The organism is Streptomonospora arabica (assembly GCF_039531585.1).
In the GTDB taxonomy this organism is placed as follows: Bacteria; Actinomycetota; Actinomycetes; order Streptosporangiales; family Streptosporangiaceae; genus Streptomonospora; species Streptomonospora halophila.
The window spans coordinates 16,615-31,905 of sequence record NZ_BAAAQI010000019.1; the positions used below are offsets into that span (position 1 = coordinate 16,615).

Genomic DNA, 15,291 nt, shown 5'->3' on the forward strand with positions numbered 1-15,291 from the left:
GACGAGGCCGCCGCAGCGCCGCCGGAGGCGCGGGGCGCGGCGGCGCTCGAACCGAGCACAGGACCGTGCGCAGCAGCCGGAGGGAACCGGCCGTCGGCGCGCGGCGGTCGTGGAGTCGTGGAAGGAGGCGGCGGTCCGATGCCGGACATGCGCGGCACCGGAGGCCTGCCGTCCCGCTACCCGGCCCGGACTCCGGCCTCGCCGTGTTCGGCGCCGCCGGATCCACCGGCCTGCTCGCGGTACCGGCGGCGTGCGTCGTGCAGCAGCTTCGCCCACGAGGCGACGTCGGGCCTGCGGCGCAGCAGTGCCCGGCGCTCGCGTTCGGTCATCCCTCCCCAGACGCCGAACTCGATCCGGTTGTCCAGCGCGTCGGCCAAGCACTCGGTGCGCACGGGGCACCCCCGGCAGATGAGCTTGGCCCGGTTCTGCGCGGCTCCCTGCACGAAGAGCGCGTCAGGGTCGGTCTCGCGGCACAGGCCGTGTGCGGCCCAGCCCGGCATCCACATGTCTCCCACTCCCAAGTCCAGCATGTGCGGTCGTCGAAAGAGCCGGCGGGCGCGGTCGCCGACTTCGGACGCAATGAGGGCGGGGGACACGCGGAGTGCCCGCGGCGGCCGCTTCCCGGAGCAGGGGCGGCCCGGTAGCGGAGCGCGACGAGTCGGAAGCTCTGCGTGTCCCCGCGATTGCTGCGGAAGAACCTATGATTCGCGCACGCGATCCGCCAGGCCCCATGAGGCTCATATCGGATCTAGCCCAGGTGGGTCATTGCGTTCCGAGCGCTCCATCGGATCCACCGCACGGACGGCTGCCGACCACCGGTTCCGACTGCTCGGTATTGCATCCACAATGGAGAACGACCTCGGTGCCGCCGGTGCGCCGAAACGTCCGAAATCACGGACATCGACGGCGGCGCCCATCGCGGTCCGCACGTAGTCTTAGGGGGTGGGTCAGGGGACAATGCTGCAGAAAATCGGTCAACTGGTCGGCGTCGGAGTCGTCGCCGGGGTACTCGTAGCGGCACTCGCGCTGCCCGCTGTCGGCGGGCTCGGTATCACCGCACGCAACGTCGCCACCGGGTTCTTGAACATGCCGGGCGACTTGGAGACCCCGCCTCCGCCCGAGCGCTCGGTCATCTACGACCGCGACGGTGAGGTCATCGCCGAGATCTACGATCAGAACCGCGAAGTGGTCGGCCTCAAGGACATGGCCCCGGTCATGCGCGAGGCGATCGTCGCGATGGAGGACTCCAAGTTCTACGAGCACGGCGGCATCGACATCGCCGGAACGTTCCGCGCCGCTGTGCGCACCATCAGCGGCAACGTCGAGGGCGGCTCCTCCATCACCCAGCAGTACGTGAAGAACGTCCTCGTCGAGAGCGCCGACAGCCAGGCCGAACAGGAGGAGGCCCGCGAGACCACGCTGGGCCGCAAGGTCCGCGAGCTGCGCTACGCCATCGCCCTCGAACAGCGGATGTCCAAGGACGAGATCCTCGAGGGCTACCTCAACATCGCCTACTTCGGCGACGGGGCCTACGGCGCCGAGTCCGCCGCGCAGCACTTCTTCGGTGTCAGCGCCTCCGAGCTGAGCCTCCCCCAGGCCGCCACGCTCGCCGGGACGGTGCGCTACCCCTACCTGTACAACCCCCGCCTCAACCCCGATGCCGCCGAGAACCGGCGCAACGTCGTGCTGGACCGCATGGCCGACACCGGGCGGATCTCCGAGGCGAAGGCCAAGGAGGCCAAGGCCACCGAGCTCGGTCTGGACATCACCAGCCCCAGCAACGGCTGCATGCCCAGCGACCAGCCGTTCTTCTGCGACTACGTGGTCCAGCAGATCGAGCAGAACAAGCGCTACGGCGAAACCGAGACCGAGCGCGCCCGCTGGCTGCGCACGGCCGGGCTGCAGATCCACACCACGCTGGACATGGACATGCAGGACGCGGCGCAGAAGGCCGTCGACGAGTGGGTGCCGCGCAAGAACAAGTCGCGCAAGGTCGCCGCCGAGGTCCTGATGGACCCGGGCAGCGGGGAGATCCGGGCGATGGCCCAGAGCCGCAACTACGGACCCGACGAGTCCAACATCGGCGAGACGTCGATCAACTTCGCCGTCGACGCCGAGGACGGCGGGAGCACGGGCTTCCAGGCGGGGTCCACGTTCAAGCCCTTCACCCTCGCCGCGGCGCTCAAGGCGGGCAAGGAGTTCAGCACCTCCTACAGCACCGGCAACACCACGACCATCACCGGTCAGCGCAACTGCAACGGCGGGCGGCTGGCACCGTGGACGCTCAGCAACGCGGGCGACACCAAGGGCGGCAGCACCAACAACATGGTCAGCGGCACCAAGGGCTCGGTGAACACCTACTTCGCCAGCCTTCAGGCGGACGTCGGCCTGTGCAACGTCATCCGGATGGCCGAGACCCTCGGCGTCCACCGCGCCGACGGCACCTCCTTCGACAACGCGCGGACCCAGGCCAACAACTCCTTCACCCTGGGGAGTGAGGAGGTCTCCCCGCTGACCATGGCCGCCGCCTACGCCACGTTCGCCTCGCGCGGCACGTACTGCAAGCCGCAGGCGATCGACAAGATCGTCGACGAGCACGCGGGTAAGACCATCGACATCAAGTCCGAGTGCGAGCGGGTCATCAGCAAGGACGTCGCCGACGGCGTCGGCTACCTGCTGCAGCAGACCTTCAAGGGCGGCACCACCACCGGGCTGGAGATCGGGCGGCCGGCGGCGGCGAAGACCGGTACGACCGACGGCTCGGCCAGCGCCTGGTTCGCCGGGTTCACGCCCAACCTCGCCGGCACGGTGTTCGTCGGCGACCCGCGCGGACCGCAGAACTACCCGCTGCGCGACGTCACCATCGGCGGCAGGTACTACTCCCAGGTGTTCGGCGCCACGATCCCCGGCCCGATCTGGCAGCAGACCATGCGGGAGGCGACCCAGGAGCTGCCCGCCAAGGACTTCGCGGCGCCGCCGTCGCAGTTCGGCAGCACCTCCGAGCCGCAGCCGGAGCAGGAGGACGGCGAGGACGGCCAGAACGCCGACGAGGCCGCCAGCAACGGCGGCGTCCCCGACGTGCTCGGGATGACGGCCGACGAGGCTCTCGGTGAGCTGGAGGCGGCCGGGTTCGAGCCCAACCTGTCCTCCACGAAGGTGCCCTCCGACCAGCCGGCGGACGCCGTCGGTGCGGTCAACCCCGAGCCCGGAACCGGGCTGCCCGAGGGCGCGACGGTCAACGTGTTCCTGAGCAGCGGCGGGGGCGGCAACGGCGAGGACGCCGGTGGCGGAGGCGCCGGTTGGACCGGCTGGGGCCAGGGCAACCCGGGCCGCGGCCAGGACGACTGACCTGCGGCGGCACAGCCGCTGCTGACGCCGCGGGGGCGGCGGGCGACCCGTCGCCCGCCGCCCCCGTTCGTTTCAGCTCTCGGGCCTGGCTGCGCGGGGACGGCGCCGGCGGGCGCGGACCGGCCGCGCGATGCGGCGCCAGGGCGTGCTCGCCGAATCACTCCTACTGCGCGGCGCCCCGGCACCGCTCCCTGCGCTCCCGTCAGTCGGCAGAAGATCCCCGCCCCGGCTCGCTCCCCGGCCGCGCGAGAGCGACACCGGTCCCGCCCGCGCAGCAGAATCGGCGCTTCGCGCCTGGAGCGAGGGGCACCCGATTGCGCCGCCCACTACGGACGGACCCGTCAAACGGCCTAAGCGGTGAGCTGGCGCTTGACCTCGGCGGCGACGCGGCCGCCCTCGGCGCGGCCGGCCACCCGCGGAGTCACCTGCTTCATGACCTGGCCCATGGCCTTGGGGCCCTCGGCACCGGTCTCGGCGATGACGGCGGCGACCAGGTCGCGGAGCTCGTCGTCGCCGAGCTGGCGGGGCAGATAGTCGGCGAGCACGTCGCCCTCGGCGCGCTCGGCCGCGGCCTGGACGGTGCGGCCGCCCTCCTCGAACGCGTCGGCGGCCTCGCGGCGCTTCTTCGCCTCACGGGTGATCACGCGGACGACGTCCTCGTCGCGGAGCTCGCGCGCCGCCTGGCCGGAGACCTCCTCCGTGGAGATCGCGGCGAGCACGCTGCGCAGGGTGCGGGTGCGGACGTCGTCGCGCGCCTTCATCGCTGCGGTGAGGTCGGTCTGGAGGCGGTCCTTGAGTTCGGCCATGGCAGCGATCATACGGCGGCGGTCTGCGGGGCTGCGAGCGTATTGCTCGCGCCCGTGTCAGGCGTTGCCGCCCCCGCCCAGGAGCGCGCGGAAGGCCTCCCCGCTCGGCGTCGTCGAGCGCGCCCAGCGCGCTCATCAGCTCGGCTTCAGGGATCGGGGTCGGGGTCGGGCAGCGCCGGCCGCGCCGGATCCCGTCCCGGTCCCGGTGCGCTCCGCGGCTCCGTCCGCGCCACCCCGTGCAAAATCGACCACGTCCGGGCGACGCCGACGCTGCGGTCCCGGATCCGTAACACCTGACCGCTCAGCGGGCACCCGGCCGCGGCCGCCGGATCGCCCGGCGGAGCGGCGGCAGGCGTCCCGGACGACCGCGAGCCCGCAGCGTTAAGCGGGACGCGGGTGCGGGCGCCCGCTCCGCGCCGCCCGCGGGCCCGGAGGCCCGCTCGGCGGGCGCATCCGGTCGCGATGTCTGACACCATCGGAAGCGGGAGGTGCCGTGACGGTGACGAGGATGCGGAAGACGCTGCGGACGGCCGGACGGGCGGCCGCGGTCACGGGTGCGGTCGGGCTCGCCGGGGTCGTCTACGCCTCGGTGATCGAACGCAACTGGTTCCGGCTGCGCCACTACGAGCTTCCCCTCCTTGACCCGGGCAGCTCCCGGCTGCGCATCCTGCACATCTCCGACACGCACCTGACGCCGGGGCGGCACATGCTGCTGGACTGGCTGCGCGGGCTGGAGGCCTACGACCCCGACTTCGTGGTCAACACGGGCGACTCCATCGCCCACCCGGACGCCGTCGAGCCGTTCATTTCGGCGCTGGGCCCGCTGCTGGACCGGCCGGGCGCATTCGTGTTCGGATCCAACGACCTGTACTCGCCGCAGATCAAGAACCCCGCCCGCTACCTGTGGCGAAGCAGCGGCTCGGACTACGCCAAGCGCAAGGTCCCCGACTTGCCCTGGCGCGAGCTGGGCGAGGCCATGAGCGAGCGGGGCTGGCTGGACCTGAACAACCGCAAGGCCGTGCTCAAGGCGGACGGGCGCGACATCGCCGCGGCCGGGGTCTCCGACTCCCACATCGGGCTGGACCGCTACGACGACGTCGCCGGGACCGCCGACGCGGAGGCCGACCTGCGGGTGGGCGTCCTGCACTCGCCCGAGCCGGCCAACCTCAACCGCTTCGCCGCCGACGGCTACCAACTGCTCCTCGCCGGGCATACCCACGGCGGGCAGCTGTGCCTGCCCTTCTACGGCACCCTGGTCACCAACTGCGGCATCGACCGCCGCCGCGCCTGGGGGCTGCACCGCTATGCGGGCACCTGGCTGCACGTCTCCGGCGGGTTGGGCACCTCGCCCACGGCCCCCGCCCGCTTCTGCTGCCGGCCCGAGGCGACGCTGCTCGACCTGGTCGCCCAGCAGTAGGCGCGCCCGCGGCGGTCGTCGGGCCGTCCGGAGCAAGGCACCCGGTGCGGCCGCCCGCCGCCGCGAACGCGGAGCCGCGATCCCCCTGCCCTCGCCCGGTGCGCGGGAGGAGAATGGGGTCATGTACCGCGAGCGCGCGTCGGCGACCGGAGGGGTCGTGTGGACCGGGGCGGCCGAGGACGGCGACCTGCACCGGGTGGTGCCGGACGGCTGCATGGACCTGGTCTGGGACGGCGGCGGGCTCCTGGCCGCCGGGCCCGACACCGCCGCCTACTTCGCCGACTGGAGACCGGGGGTCGTCTTCGTCGGGCTGCGGCTGCCGCCGGGCGCCGGTCCGGCGGCGCTGGGCGTGCCGGCGCACGAGCTGCGCGACCGGCGGGTGCCGCTGGAGGACCTGTGGCGCGCGGACGAGGCGCGCAGACTCGGCGAGGCGGTGGCGCTGGCGGCGGACCCGGGCAAGCTCCTGGAGCGGGCGGCCGCCCGGCGGCTCGCCGCAACGGGCGGAGCCGATCCCGTGATGCGGGAGGTCGCCGCGCTGCTGGATGCCGGCGCGTCGGTGGCACGCGCCGCCGAGGCGACCGGGCTGAGCCCGCGCCGCCTGCACCGCAGGAGTCTGGCGGCCTTCGGCTACGGCCCCCGGACTCTGCGGCGCATCCTCCGGTTCGACCGCGCCCTCGCGGCGGCGCGGGAGGGCACGCCCTTCGCCGAGGTGGCGGCGGCGGCCGGCTACGCCGACCAGGCGCACCTCGCCCGCGAGGCCAGGGAGCTGGCCGGGGACCCGCTGAGCGTGCTCACCGGACGGGCGGGCCAGGCCGGCGGTACAAGCGGGCCCGTCACCCGGTAGGCCTCCCCGCACCCGCGGGCTCCTCACTCCACAGGTGCGAAGAGGTCCACCCAGTGCCCGTCCGGGTCGCAGACGACGGCGTAGCGCTGGCCCCACACGGCGTCCCAGGGGCTGCGGAGCCCCGTGTAACCGGCCCCGGTGAGGTCCGCGTAGAGGCGGTCCACGCCTCGGGGCCCGTCGCAGGCGAAGGCGAGCGCCAGCCCGCCGCCGGAGGCCGGCTCCCAGTCGGGTATGAAGGACCGCACCGTCTCGACCGTGTCCCACAGGATGCGCAGGCCGCCCGGGAGCTCGACCTCGACGTGCGGCATGCTCTCGGCCCCGGCGGGGATGTCCATTCCGATACGGCGGTAGAACGCCAGTGACGCGCCCATGTCGGCGGTGACGATTCCGACCGCGCTGAATGCTGCTGTCATGAGGTCGACGCTAGACGAGGCGGCGGCCGCCGTCTTGAAGGTTTCGGACACCCGTGTCAGCGGGGGCGGACGCCGTCGATCACCGTGGCCACCAGGTCGTCGATCAGTTCCGGCGGAACGTCGGCGGGTGCCGCCGTTGGTGGGACGGTGGGCAGGGGCGGCAGCACCAGCTCATGGCAGGTGCCCACGAGCATCGTCGCCACGGCCTCGGGCCGGGCGCCGGCCGCGACGCGCCCCAGCCGCTGCTCGGAGCGCAGGTAGTCGGCGAGCACGGCGCGCAGGTCGGCGCCGCCCGCGCTGCCGCGGAGCAGCTCGGTGAAGCGCTCCAGCACCCGGGGGTGGGCGGCGGCGCCCGCGAAGGCGGGGAGCACGGCGGTGTGCACCGCGATCGCGTACCGCAGCAGCGCCCGCAGGTTGTCCTCGACGGTGCCGGTTCCGGCGGCGGGCACCTCGCCGACCGCGCGCGCCGCGTTGGCGGCATGGGCGTGCAGCGCCCGGGCGAGGAGCTCCTCCTTGTCGGCGAAGTGGTTGTAGAGGACGCCGGCGGCGACCCCGGCCTCCCGGGCGATGTCGCGCACGGTGAGACCCGCGGCGCCGCGCTCGGCGACCAGGCGCTCGGCGGTGGCCAGGAGGTGCTCGCGCAGGGTGGGTTCGCCCTCCTGGCCGCGCAGCGCGGCGGCTGTTCTGGGTGACATCACTGGGCATCGTAGTGCGAGCCCGGCCCGAGGACTCCTTCGGGGAGTCCGAGCTCGAAGCCGTGTCCCGCGAGCTCGGTGAGGAACCCGACCGGCTCGACGGCCTGCTCGATGTGGTGCACGCCCGGCGCCAGGCCGGGCAGCCGACCGGCCGCCAGCGCGGCGGCCACCCCGCTCGCCCGGCTCTGCGACCGCCCGCTGAACCAGGCCGTGACCGGCCCCCGGGCGGCGGTCACCGCGAAGCCGTCGCCGCCCGCGTGCACCCGCAGCAGCGCCCGGCGCACCGCGGCGCGGACGCGGGGACGGCGCAGCAGCCGGGCGGCGACGGGCCGCCGCGCCGTCGCCAGGAGCGGGGTGAGCACGCGGGTGTCCAGGCACAGTGCGGTCTCGGCCGCGGGTGCCCCCAAGGTTTCGGGCAGCGTGTACTGGTCGCTGAACGGGAACCGGTAGGCGGTGCGCACGCCGTAGGGAGGCGGGAAGCGGAGCCGCGACGGGCCGCCGGCCTGCTCCATGCTGTCGAGGATCCAGTCGAGGGCCCCCGGGCCGTGGTGCTCTCCGGCGCCCACCAGCACGCCGATGCGGATCGGCCCGGCACCGCCGGCGTCGGTGGCGCTTCGCGCGAGCAGGTTGGTCGCACCGGGAGCGAGGCCGACGCTGAGCACGGCGGTCGCGCCGCGTCGGCGCGCGAGCCCGTCGAGGGCGGCGACGGCGCGCAGCCGCGGAGCGGACGCGGAGACGTCCACGTATCCCATGCCGCGCTCCAGGCACGCGCGGGCGACGCGGCCGCCGTCCTGCTCGGTGCACATCACGACGGCATCGGCGCCGTCGAGCGCGCGGGTGAGCCCCTCGTCGCGGGTGATGTCCGCCGGCAGCGCGCGGACCCCGGGGAGGGTGTCCAGCTTCGCCGGGTCGCGGCCGACGGCGACCACCTCGCCCGGGTACACGCGCCGCAGCGCCGCGCAGACCTCGCGGCCGACCGCGCCGGAACCGCCGATCACGGTGATCCGTTCCATGGTGCCGTCCTTCTCTCGGTGGTGCGTCAGGGGCGGGTCGCGGTGGCGAGCCAGGCGGTGCCCCGCAGCCGGACCGCACCCGATCGGGCGAAGGGGCGGAAGGCCTCCTCGGCGGCCTCGCACGCGCGGTCGGCCGCCGCCGGTTCGAGGCCGCGGAGGATGTGCTGCACGGGGCCCCACCCGCACAGGAAGCCGGCCGCGTCGGCGGGGTCGGCGCCCCACACCTGTTCGGCGTCGACGGCGGTGATCTCCGTACCGCTGAAGCCGGCGCCGTGCAGGACCTCGCGGACCCGCTCGGGATCGGCGAAGGAGACCGCTGTATCGCCCACCCCGTCGGCGGCGCCGGGCGGCAGCACGGCCGACATCGCCGCGAAGACGTCGCCGAAGTCGCTCCCGCCCAGTCCGCGCATCGAGAGGAACGCCAGGCGTGCGCCGGGGCGCAGGGCGCGGGCGATGTTGGCGAAGGCGGCCGCGGGGTCGGCGAAGAACATCACGCCGAAGCGGCTGACAGCGGTGTCGAAGGCCGCGGCCGGGAACGGGTGCGACTGCGCGTCGCCCTGCTCGAACGCGGCGTTGGCGACGCCCTCGTCGGCGGCGAGTGCGCGGGCGCGGGCGAGCATGGGCGCGGACAGGTCGACGCCCAGGGCGTCGCCGCGGTGGGCGGCGCGGGCGGCGAGCCGGGTGACGCCGCCGTTTCCGCAGCCGACGTCGAGCACGCGGGCGTCGGGCCCGATGGCCGCCGCCTCCAGCAGGTGTCCGTTGAAACCCCCGTTCACCGCCTCGTAGCGCTCGTGGTGGTCCGCCCAGTGCCGGCCTTCGTAGCCGTTCCAGGCGCGGAACTGGTCGGTGTCGACGGCCTCGTGCATGGCGGCGCTCCTTGGCGTGGAATTAAAATGAACCGTTGTTCATGAACGTACGTTCATAATGAGCGCATCACGGTGCGCGCGTCAAGCCCGGGCCCGAGGGGCGGCTTCAGCGCACGAGAACGGCCCCGCGCCCGGGGCGGCCGGTCGTCGCGGCCGCCCCGGCGGCACGGGGCCGGTGCGAAGGAAGGTGCCGGATCAGTGCCCGCCGGTCGGCAGCTTGGGCGCGGCGCCGCGCGCCTTGCGGCCCGCGGTCTTGCCTGCCCGCGACGCCGACTTGCGCGCGTCGCGGGCCGCGTGCCGGACGTCGTGGACCACCTTGGGCGGCCGCCGCCGCGGCTCGGTCGCGGTCAGCACCAGGGCGCCGAGCAGCCCGATGTCCTTGACCGCGGAGTCGCGCCCGGCGGAGTCCCAGACCTTGCCCTGCGCCGCCGCGACCAGCGACGGGACGGCCTGCGCTGCGAGCACCAGGCTGGCCGCGCGCCTCCCCTTGCCGAGCAGCAGCATGGTTCCCGCGCCGACGCCGGCCACGGCCTGGGCGCGCACCACGAGCGCCGGGTTGTCCGGGATCCACGGGCAGGAGGCGTGTACCCGGCTCACCACCGGTGCGAGCGCCTCGGCCCGCGGGTGCGGATCACGCAGCGTCTCCACCGAGTCGACGATGAACGGGGCTGCGAGCAGGCGTTGAAGCTGTTTGCGTAGGACTCCCATGTTGTCCCGTATACCCGGGAGCGCCCCGAGAACCCCATGAACTGACCGTTCGACTCCAATCCGGGGAGGGAGCGGAGAAGGCCGGGAGAGCGGGGCGGGGGCGGCCGGCGGCCGAGTTCGAGGTCGGATTCCCGCCAGCACCGGCCGAGCCGCGCGGCCAGGATTCCACGTATGGATCTCAACCTGAAGGACAAGGTCGTCGTCGTCACCGGAGCCAGCAAGGGCATCGGGCTCGCCATCACCCGGGAGCTCGCCGCCCAGAGCGCGCGGGTGGTCGCCGGCAGCCGCACCACCACGCCCGAGCTCGCCGAACTGAGCGAATCGGCCGGGGTGGCCGTCGTCAACGCCGACCTCGCGGCGGCGGACGGGCCCCGCCGCCTCGTCGAGGCCGCCGTGGAGCTCCACGGCGGCATCGACGTGCTGGTCAACAACGTCGGCGCGAGCGAGCCCGCCGACGGCATCACGGGAACCGGCGACGACGCCTGGCAGCGCATCTTCGACGTGAACCTGTTCTCGGTCGTGCGCGCGACGCGCGCGGCCGTTCCCGCGATGACCGGACGCGAGGGAGCCGCGATCGTCAACATCAGCTCGGTCAACGGGCGCCAGCCGGCACCGATGATCATGCACTACAGCGCCGCCAAGGCCGCGCTGACCAACCTCGGGCGCTCCCTGGCCGAGGAGCTGGCACCCAGCGGGATCCGGGTGAACACGGTCTCGCCCGGCCCGGTGCGCACACCCCTGTGGACGAACGAGGGGGACGGCTTCGCCAACGTCCTCGCCGAGCAGGCGGGCACCACGGTGGAGGACGTGATGGACCGGCTGCTGCCGGAGAGCATGGCCGTGTCGCTGGGCCGGGTGGGCGAGCCGCAGGAGGTCGCGGATCTCACCCTGTTCCTTGCGTCGCAGCGCGCGGCGGGCATCACCGGGGCCGACTACCGCATCGACGGCGGCCTGGTGAAGACCGCCTGAGGGCCTTCCGCCGCGGGCCGGGCCGCCCTCCTCGCGCGGCCCGGCCCGCGGCTGTCGCCGATGCCGCGCCTCGGGGCGGGGCCCGCCGCGGACAGGCGGTGCCGGTCCGGGGGAGGTGGTCGGGAGGCAGGGGACCGGGGCGGGACGCGCAGCGGCGGCGCTCGCCCGCGGCCGCCGAAGAACCGGGGACCTGGCCGACCTGGTCACGGCGGATCGCTAGGGTCGAGGGCATGCGTGTACCCAGCGACCGAGAGATCCGCGATCTGCACGCGGAGCACGCCCCGACAAGCGAGGCCTTCGACCTTGTGCACACGCACTGCGCCATCGTCGCGGGCATTGCCGAGCAGCTGCTGTCCCGCCGCCCCCAGGCCGCCGATCCGGAACTCGTGCGCGCCGGCGGCCTGCTGCACGACATCGGGGTCTACCGCCTCTACGACCGCACGGGCAAGCTCGACTACGAGCGCTATGTGCGCCACGGTGTCCTCGGCCGCGACCTGCTCGCCGAACAGGGTTACCCCGACGCCCTGGGCCGGTTCTGCTCCTGCCACACGGGGATGGGCATCACGCGCGAGGACATCCGCGCGCAGGGCCTCCCCATCCCGCCCGGCGACTACGTCGCCGAGTCGGTCGAGGAGGAGCTCGTCATGTTCGCCGACAAGTTCCACTCCAAGGCCGGACCCCCGGTCCTCGTCTCGCCCGCCACCGTCGCCGCCCGCCTGAGCAGGTTCGGCGCGGAGAAGGAACTGCGGTTCAAGGCGCTGCTGGCCAAGTACGGCGAGCCCGACCTGCGCCCGTTCCACGAGGAGCACGGCCACGAGGTCGTCTAGCCGCTCCGGCGCGGGCGCCGTCAGCACGGACCACCGAGCGCCGCCGTGGCTGATCTGGACCGGCGCCGGCCCGGCCGCGCGGAACCCGCCGGATGGCGGCCCTGCCCGCGGCGCCCGTCCGCGGCGTGCGGGGGCCCGGGGAGCCCGGGCGCCTACCCCTTCTTGCGTACGCCCACAGCCACCACGACGATGCCGAACACCAGGAAGATCAAGCCGGCCCAGATGAATACGGACAGCTCACCGAGTTCAAATCCCATGTTGCTCAGCGTGACCGCTTCGTAGGCCATCCGGCCGCTTCCGAGAAAGGCCACCATCCCGCACCCGATATAGAGCCATCGGGGAATCTCCATTCTGAGCCGCCTCTCTCGCACTGGTCACCCCGTCGACCGCCGCCGACGGCACCCGCGCCCACGCGAAGCCCTGTCCCCGCCCGTACGCCCGGGACAGTATGCAGCAGGAGGATCCGGCGAGCACGGCTCGAGCTGCCCTGCACCGTCTGGACCTACATACCGGGAGGCCTGGATCTCGCTCACGCGAGACTTGAGGCTCAAAGGGTGCGGCAACCAGCGCCGGCCACAGCAGCCGGAACGTGTGGGTGGCCTGGCGACTTCCCGGGCGGAGGCACACGTGGCTGGACCTCGCCCGCTGGACGCCGCCGATCCTGGCAGCAAGCCGATCACCACGATTCCCAATGCGGCAGTGATGAGGGCTTGGTCGAGTGCCGCCGATGACCCGCACCAGGCTCGCGGCCAGTGATTGATGAACCCGCACGCCATCACCCCGACGGCCGCTGAGAGGGCCCACAGACCCCGCACACACGAAAACGGGTGCCCACCTGGGTGGACACCCGTTTTTCCGTCGGGGTGGCGGGATTTGAACCCACGACCTCTTCGTGGAGTGGGGGGTTGGTGTGGGCTGCGGCGGGGTGGTAGCCGCGCTGGTCGGAGGGCGGATTGATGCCTACTGGTTCCGGGCGGTACCGGGGGTGTCCTGGCGCCATGTGCACTGAATGTGTATCGCGCTGGGTGGGGGCTGGGCGGTAGGGCGGGCCTGGTCGGATCCCCGTTGGGACGTGCACGCCTGCGGCCACGGTACGCCGCTCACTCGGCAACTACAGGCGGCAGAAACCACGGCCCCGGTCCGAGGTGCTTGGTCGAGCCGGTGCCGGCCACCCAAGACAGGCAGGGTCGCGCGACCAAGTGCCTCGGGACCGAGAACGTCATCAACCCGAGTTGCAGCAACAGGCAACGGATTGTCGGTGTGGAGCGTCACCATAGTCACGGATGCGCCTGCTGAGACTTGCCGAGGACCGGCGACGCGTCCGAGAAGACCAACCGCCTGCTGGGGGCGTGCTCGGGACCGGGCGCCAGCCCGCAGCCCGAGCACGCCCCCAGCAGGCGGCAGCGACGGCGCACAGCGCCGTCGCCTTGATCCCATACAGCCCAATTCGGCAACCAAACTCCATGATTCGGCCTCATATCCGACTACACCACCTGGACGATGCATGGCAAGGCAACCTTCAAATGAGCATGAGGAGAGTTTTACATCCAAGCTAATTACTCGACGCATATTCATAGAAAGCTCCATTTTAATCGGCGCGATATTGGTATGCACCATAATCACCATCACGGCCAACCCCCCCGACATTGTTAATGCCTTCCTACAGGTAGGAGTTGCAGTGGCGGGCGCTAGACTTGGCACTACACTTCAAAAAGATAGAGCATGGGCAATCATCTCGACACATTCCCGAGTCGCAATAAGACAACAACTGGACATACTCTTGCGACTCAACAAGATTATGGAGTTGATTCAATCTCACAAACTCCGACTTAATGGCTCACCGGTCGACAAGAGAATTCTTGTCGATAGAATGGAAGGATTGCTAGACAGAGTTGACTCGGAAGTCAACACTGTACACATGATGACCACAACGGCGGTTCACAACTGGGGCGATCTGGACAAAAAGGCCGTAGACGATTCCGTTAAAGAGTATGAATCACGTGGCGAAAAAATGAAGGGGCAGCTGTCACAACATGAGCGAAGGACTGTCAGGACGCATAGTGCGCATCGTCAGCAATCAGGAAGTGCTGATTAACAAGGGGACTGACGACGGCGTCAGCGTAGGGGAGATCTTTGTAGTAATAAGCAGTGAAACCGAAGAAGTCAAGGATGAGGCGACAGACGAAGTACTCGGAAAGATTCGAAAAGTAAAAATTCCACTCAAGGTTACAGAAGCCTCGGAGCGCATGTCTTTGCTGCATACGTACCGGACTGTCTCTGTGAATGTTGGAGGTGAAGGGCTTGGCCTGGGAAGGATGTTCGCAGCCCCGAAATGGGAGACCCAAGATGAGGAGATCAACACAGACGCAGAATTTGCCGAGGATTATGTAGAAGTCGGAGATCACGTTACTTCATATGGATTTACAAAAACCGACCCCCCGAGCGTTCTATTTGTAAAGTAACAAAACGACCGAGCTCAGTTACAGCACTTACATCTCTGGGATATATGGACCCCAACAAGGATGCCCTCAATGAGATAGGGCGCTTCATTCGAAACATTCGCAACGAAAGCGACTATTCCAGTCGACGGCTCGCTCGCTTGGCCAAAATAAGCCAATCCACACTTTCGAGAATTGAGAACGGCTCTAGAGTCGAAGATTTTTCGACCGTAGAGAAAGTCGTTAGTGCGCTGCCGATCAGATCGGAGGTGGCAGGTTCCCTACACGCTCGTATCCGGGCTGCCTATGCCAGCAATTACACCCGTCGTGCGGATTCCGGTATATCGTTGGTTTCCGATATCGCTCGAGGCTGGGAGCGGAGTGCTGTCACAGTGCGGGAGTTCCAATCGGGAATGGTTCCGCGTGCGGTGAGGTCTCCCGAGTACGCGCAAGCGGCCGATGCCTCCCCCTCGCGGCTGGTCGATCGGATCGGTGATGAAGACCTTGATTTCGCGTGCGTCGTGACTGAGGGGGCGTTGCGGACCTGGCCGGCGGATGGGGCGATGATGCTCGACCAGCTCGACCGGGTCTCCTGGGCCTGCGAACTTCCGAACGTCCGCCTGGGGGTTGTGCCGTGGTCGGTGCCGCTGCCGGTGATGCCTCCGCACGGGTTCGCGGTCTTCGATGACGAGGCTGTGGTGGTGGAGACGTTCACGGCTCAGATGACCATCACTGAACCGGACGCCGTGGCCGCCTACGTCGATGCCTACGCCCAGCTCGAAGCGGTGGCGGTGACCGGGGACGAGGCGCGTGAACTGGTCGAGCGGATCCGGCGGGACTTCGAGGAGTTGGCGCACTGATTCAGTGAACTCGTTGAATCACTGGCTGTTGGTGGCTTACGCTGCACAGCACTGCGGTGTATAGCCCTCTAGACGGTGGTGGTTGTG

15 protein-coding genes are annotated in these 15,291 nt (G+C 70.9%); 7 read left to right on the forward strand and 8 right to left on the reverse strand.

Annotation, left to right across the window (positions count from 1 at the left end):
* Positions 1–176 precede the first annotated feature (176 nt).
* Positions 177–506: a WhiB family transcriptional regulator gene (locus tag ABD284_RS22115; protein ID WP_344147197.1), complete on the reverse strand. Its 330-nt coding sequence runs from the start codon at positions 504–506 to the stop codon at positions 177–179.
* A 451-nt stretch (positions 507–957) separates the two neighbouring features.
* On the opposite strand from ABD284_RS22115, the gene ABD284_RS22120 reads away from it, so the two are divergent.
* Positions 958–3,348 (forward strand): penicillin-binding protein, encoded by a 2,391-nt coding sequence (locus ABD284_RS22120; RefSeq protein WP_344146965.1) that lies wholly within the window; start codon positions 958–960, stop codon positions 3,346–3,348.
* A gap of 350 nt (positions 3,349–3,698) precedes the next feature.
* On the opposite strand, the gene ABD284_RS22125 is transcribed toward ABD284_RS22120, so the two are convergent.
* Positions 3,699–4,154: a GatB/YqeY domain-containing protein gene (locus ABD284_RS22125; protein ID WP_344146968.1), complete on the reverse strand. Its 456-nt coding sequence runs from the start codon at positions 4,152–4,154 to the stop codon at positions 3,699–3,701.
* Between the two features lie 508 nt (positions 4,155–4,662).
* Here ABD284_RS22125 and ABD284_RS22130 point away from each other — a divergent pair.
* Positions 4,663–5,571: a metallophosphoesterase gene (locus tag ABD284_RS22130; protein WP_344147200.1), complete on the forward strand. Its 909-nt coding sequence runs from the start codon at positions 4,663–4,665 to the stop codon at positions 5,569–5,571.
* 121 nt (positions 5,572–5,692) lie between these two features.
* Entirely contained in the window at positions 5,693–6,415 is a 723-nt protein-coding gene (locus ABD284_RS22135) for a helix-turn-helix domain-containing protein (RefSeq protein WP_344146971.1), read from the forward strand.
* Between the two features lie 23 nt (positions 6,416–6,438).
* On the opposite strand, the gene ABD284_RS22140 is transcribed toward ABD284_RS22135, so the two are convergent.
* The 5 genes from ABD284_RS22140 to ABD284_RS22160 all read right to left on the reverse strand — a co-directional run bounded on the left by ABD284_RS22140 (position 6,439) and on the right by ABD284_RS22160 (position 10,110).
* Positions 6,439–6,828, reverse strand: coding sequence for a VOC family protein (locus ABD284_RS22140; RefSeq protein ID WP_344146974.1), 390 nt, complete (start codon positions 6,826–6,828; stop codon positions 6,439–6,441).
* A gap of 56 nt (positions 6,829–6,884) precedes the next feature.
* Positions 6,885–7,523, reverse strand: coding sequence for a TetR/AcrR family transcriptional regulator (locus ABD284_RS22145; RefSeq protein WP_344146977.1), 639 nt, complete (start codon positions 7,521–7,523; stop codon positions 6,885–6,887).
* Positions 7,523–8,536 (reverse strand): NAD(P)H-binding protein, encoded by a 1,014-nt coding sequence (locus ABD284_RS22150; protein WP_344146980.1) that lies wholly within the window; start codon positions 8,534–8,536, stop codon positions 7,523–7,525. The genes ABD284_RS22145 and ABD284_RS22150 overlap by 1 nt, the downstream gene beginning before the upstream one ends.
* A gap of 26 nt (positions 8,537–8,562) precedes the next feature.
* Entirely contained in the window at positions 8,563–9,402 is an 840-nt protein-coding gene (locus ABD284_RS22155; protein WP_344146983.1) for a class I SAM-dependent methyltransferase, read from the reverse strand.
* Positions 9,403–9,597: 195 nt separating this feature from the next.
* Entirely contained in the window at positions 9,598–10,110 is a 513-nt protein-coding gene (locus ABD284_RS22160) for a DoxX family protein (RefSeq protein WP_344146986.1), read from the reverse strand.
* Between the two features lie 171 nt (positions 10,111–10,281).
* Here ABD284_RS22160 and ABD284_RS22165 point away from each other — a divergent pair, with 171 nt between their 5' ends.
* Together ABD284_RS22165 and ABD284_RS22170 are read left to right on the forward strand one after the other, a co-directional pair.
* A complete protein-coding gene (locus ABD284_RS22165; protein WP_344146989.1) occupies positions 10,282–11,079 on the forward strand; it encodes an SDR family NAD(P)-dependent oxidoreductase in 798 nt (265 codons plus the stop codon).
* Between the two features lie 230 nt (positions 11,080–11,309).
* On the forward strand, positions 11,310–11,906 hold the full coding sequence (locus tag ABD284_RS22170) for an HD domain-containing protein (RefSeq protein ID WP_344146992.1): 597 nt from the start codon (positions 11,310–11,312) through the stop codon (positions 11,904–11,906).
* 152 nt (positions 11,907–12,058) lie between these two features.
* Here the strand turns inward: ABD284_RS22170 and ABD284_RS22175 are convergent, their stop codons facing one another.
* Positions 12,059–12,256 carry a hypothetical protein gene (locus tag ABD284_RS22175; protein ID WP_344146995.1) on the reverse strand — a complete coding sequence of 66 codons (198 nt, stop codon included), beginning with the start codon at positions 12,254–12,256 and terminating at the stop codon, positions 12,059–12,061.
* A 1,683-nt stretch (positions 12,257–13,939) separates the two neighbouring features.
* On the opposite strand from ABD284_RS22175, the gene ABD284_RS22180 reads away from it, so the two are divergent.
* Together ABD284_RS22180 and ABD284_RS22185 are read left to right on the forward strand one after the other, a co-directional pair.
* A complete protein-coding gene (locus ABD284_RS22180; RefSeq protein ID WP_344146998.1) occupies positions 13,940–14,368 on the forward strand; it encodes a hypothetical protein in 429 nt (142 codons plus the stop codon).
* Positions 14,369–14,412: 44 nt separating this feature from the next.
* Positions 14,413–15,204: a Scr1 family TA system antitoxin-like transcriptional regulator gene (locus ABD284_RS22185; RefSeq protein WP_344147001.1), complete on the forward strand. Its 792-nt coding sequence runs from the start codon at positions 14,413–14,415 to the stop codon at positions 15,202–15,204.
* The last annotated feature ends 87 nt before the right edge of the window (positions 15,205–15,291 follow it).

Excerpts from the sequence above, each read along its gene's own strand:
- ABD284_RS22115 (WP_344147197.1), bottom strand. The coding sequence starts at position 506 with ATGTGGATGCCGGGCTGGGCCGCACACGGCCTGTGCCGCGAGACCGAC.
- ABD284_RS22120 (WP_344146965.1), top strand. The coding sequence starts at position 958 with ATGCTGCAGAAAATCGGTCAACTGGTCGGCGTCGGAGTCGTCGCCGGG.
- ABD284_RS22125 (WP_344146968.1), bottom strand. The coding sequence starts at position 4,154 with ATGGCCGAACTCAAGGACCGCCTCCAGACCGACCTCACCGCAGCGATG.
- ABD284_RS22130 (WP_344147200.1), top strand. The coding sequence starts at position 4,663 with ATGCGGAAGACGCTGCGGACGGCCGGACGGGCGGCCGCGGTCACGGGT.
- ABD284_RS22135 (WP_344146971.1), top strand. The coding sequence starts at position 5,693 with ATGTACCGCGAGCGCGCGTCGGCGACCGGAGGGGTCGTGTGGACCGGG.
- ABD284_RS22140 (WP_344146974.1), bottom strand. The coding sequence starts at position 6,828 with ATGACAGCAGCATTCAGCGCGGTCGGAATCGTCACCGCCGACATGGGC.
- ABD284_RS22145 (WP_344146977.1), bottom strand. The coding sequence starts at position 7,523 with ATGTCACCCAGAACAGCCGCCGCGCTGCGCGGCCAGGAGGGCGAACCC.
- ABD284_RS22150 (WP_344146980.1), bottom strand. The coding sequence starts at position 8,536 with ATGGAACGGATCACCGTGATCGGCGGTTCCGGCGCGGTCGGCCGCGAG.
- ABD284_RS22155 (WP_344146983.1), bottom strand. The coding sequence starts at position 9,402 with ATGCACGAGGCCGTCGACACCGACCAGTTCCGCGCCTGGAACGGCTAC.
- ABD284_RS22160 (WP_344146986.1), bottom strand. The coding sequence starts at position 10,110 with ATGGGAGTCCTACGCAAACAGCTTCAACGCCTGCTCGCAGCCCCGTTC.
- ABD284_RS22165 (WP_344146989.1), top strand. The coding sequence starts at position 10,282 with ATGGATCTCAACCTGAAGGACAAGGTCGTCGTCGTCACCGGAGCCAGC.
- ABD284_RS22170 (WP_344146992.1), top strand. The coding sequence starts at position 11,310 with ATGCGTGTACCCAGCGACCGAGAGATCCGCGATCTGCACGCGGAGCAC.
- ABD284_RS22175 (WP_344146995.1), bottom strand. The coding sequence starts at position 12,256 with ATGGAGATTCCCCGATGGCTCTATATCGGGTGCGGGATGGTGGCCTTT.
- ABD284_RS22180 (WP_344146998.1), top strand. The coding sequence starts at position 13,940 with ATGAGCGAAGGACTGTCAGGACGCATAGTGCGCATCGTCAGCAATCAG.
- ABD284_RS22185 (WP_344147001.1), top strand. The coding sequence starts at position 14,413 with ATGGACCCCAACAAGGATGCCCTCAATGAGATAGGGCGCTTCATTCGA.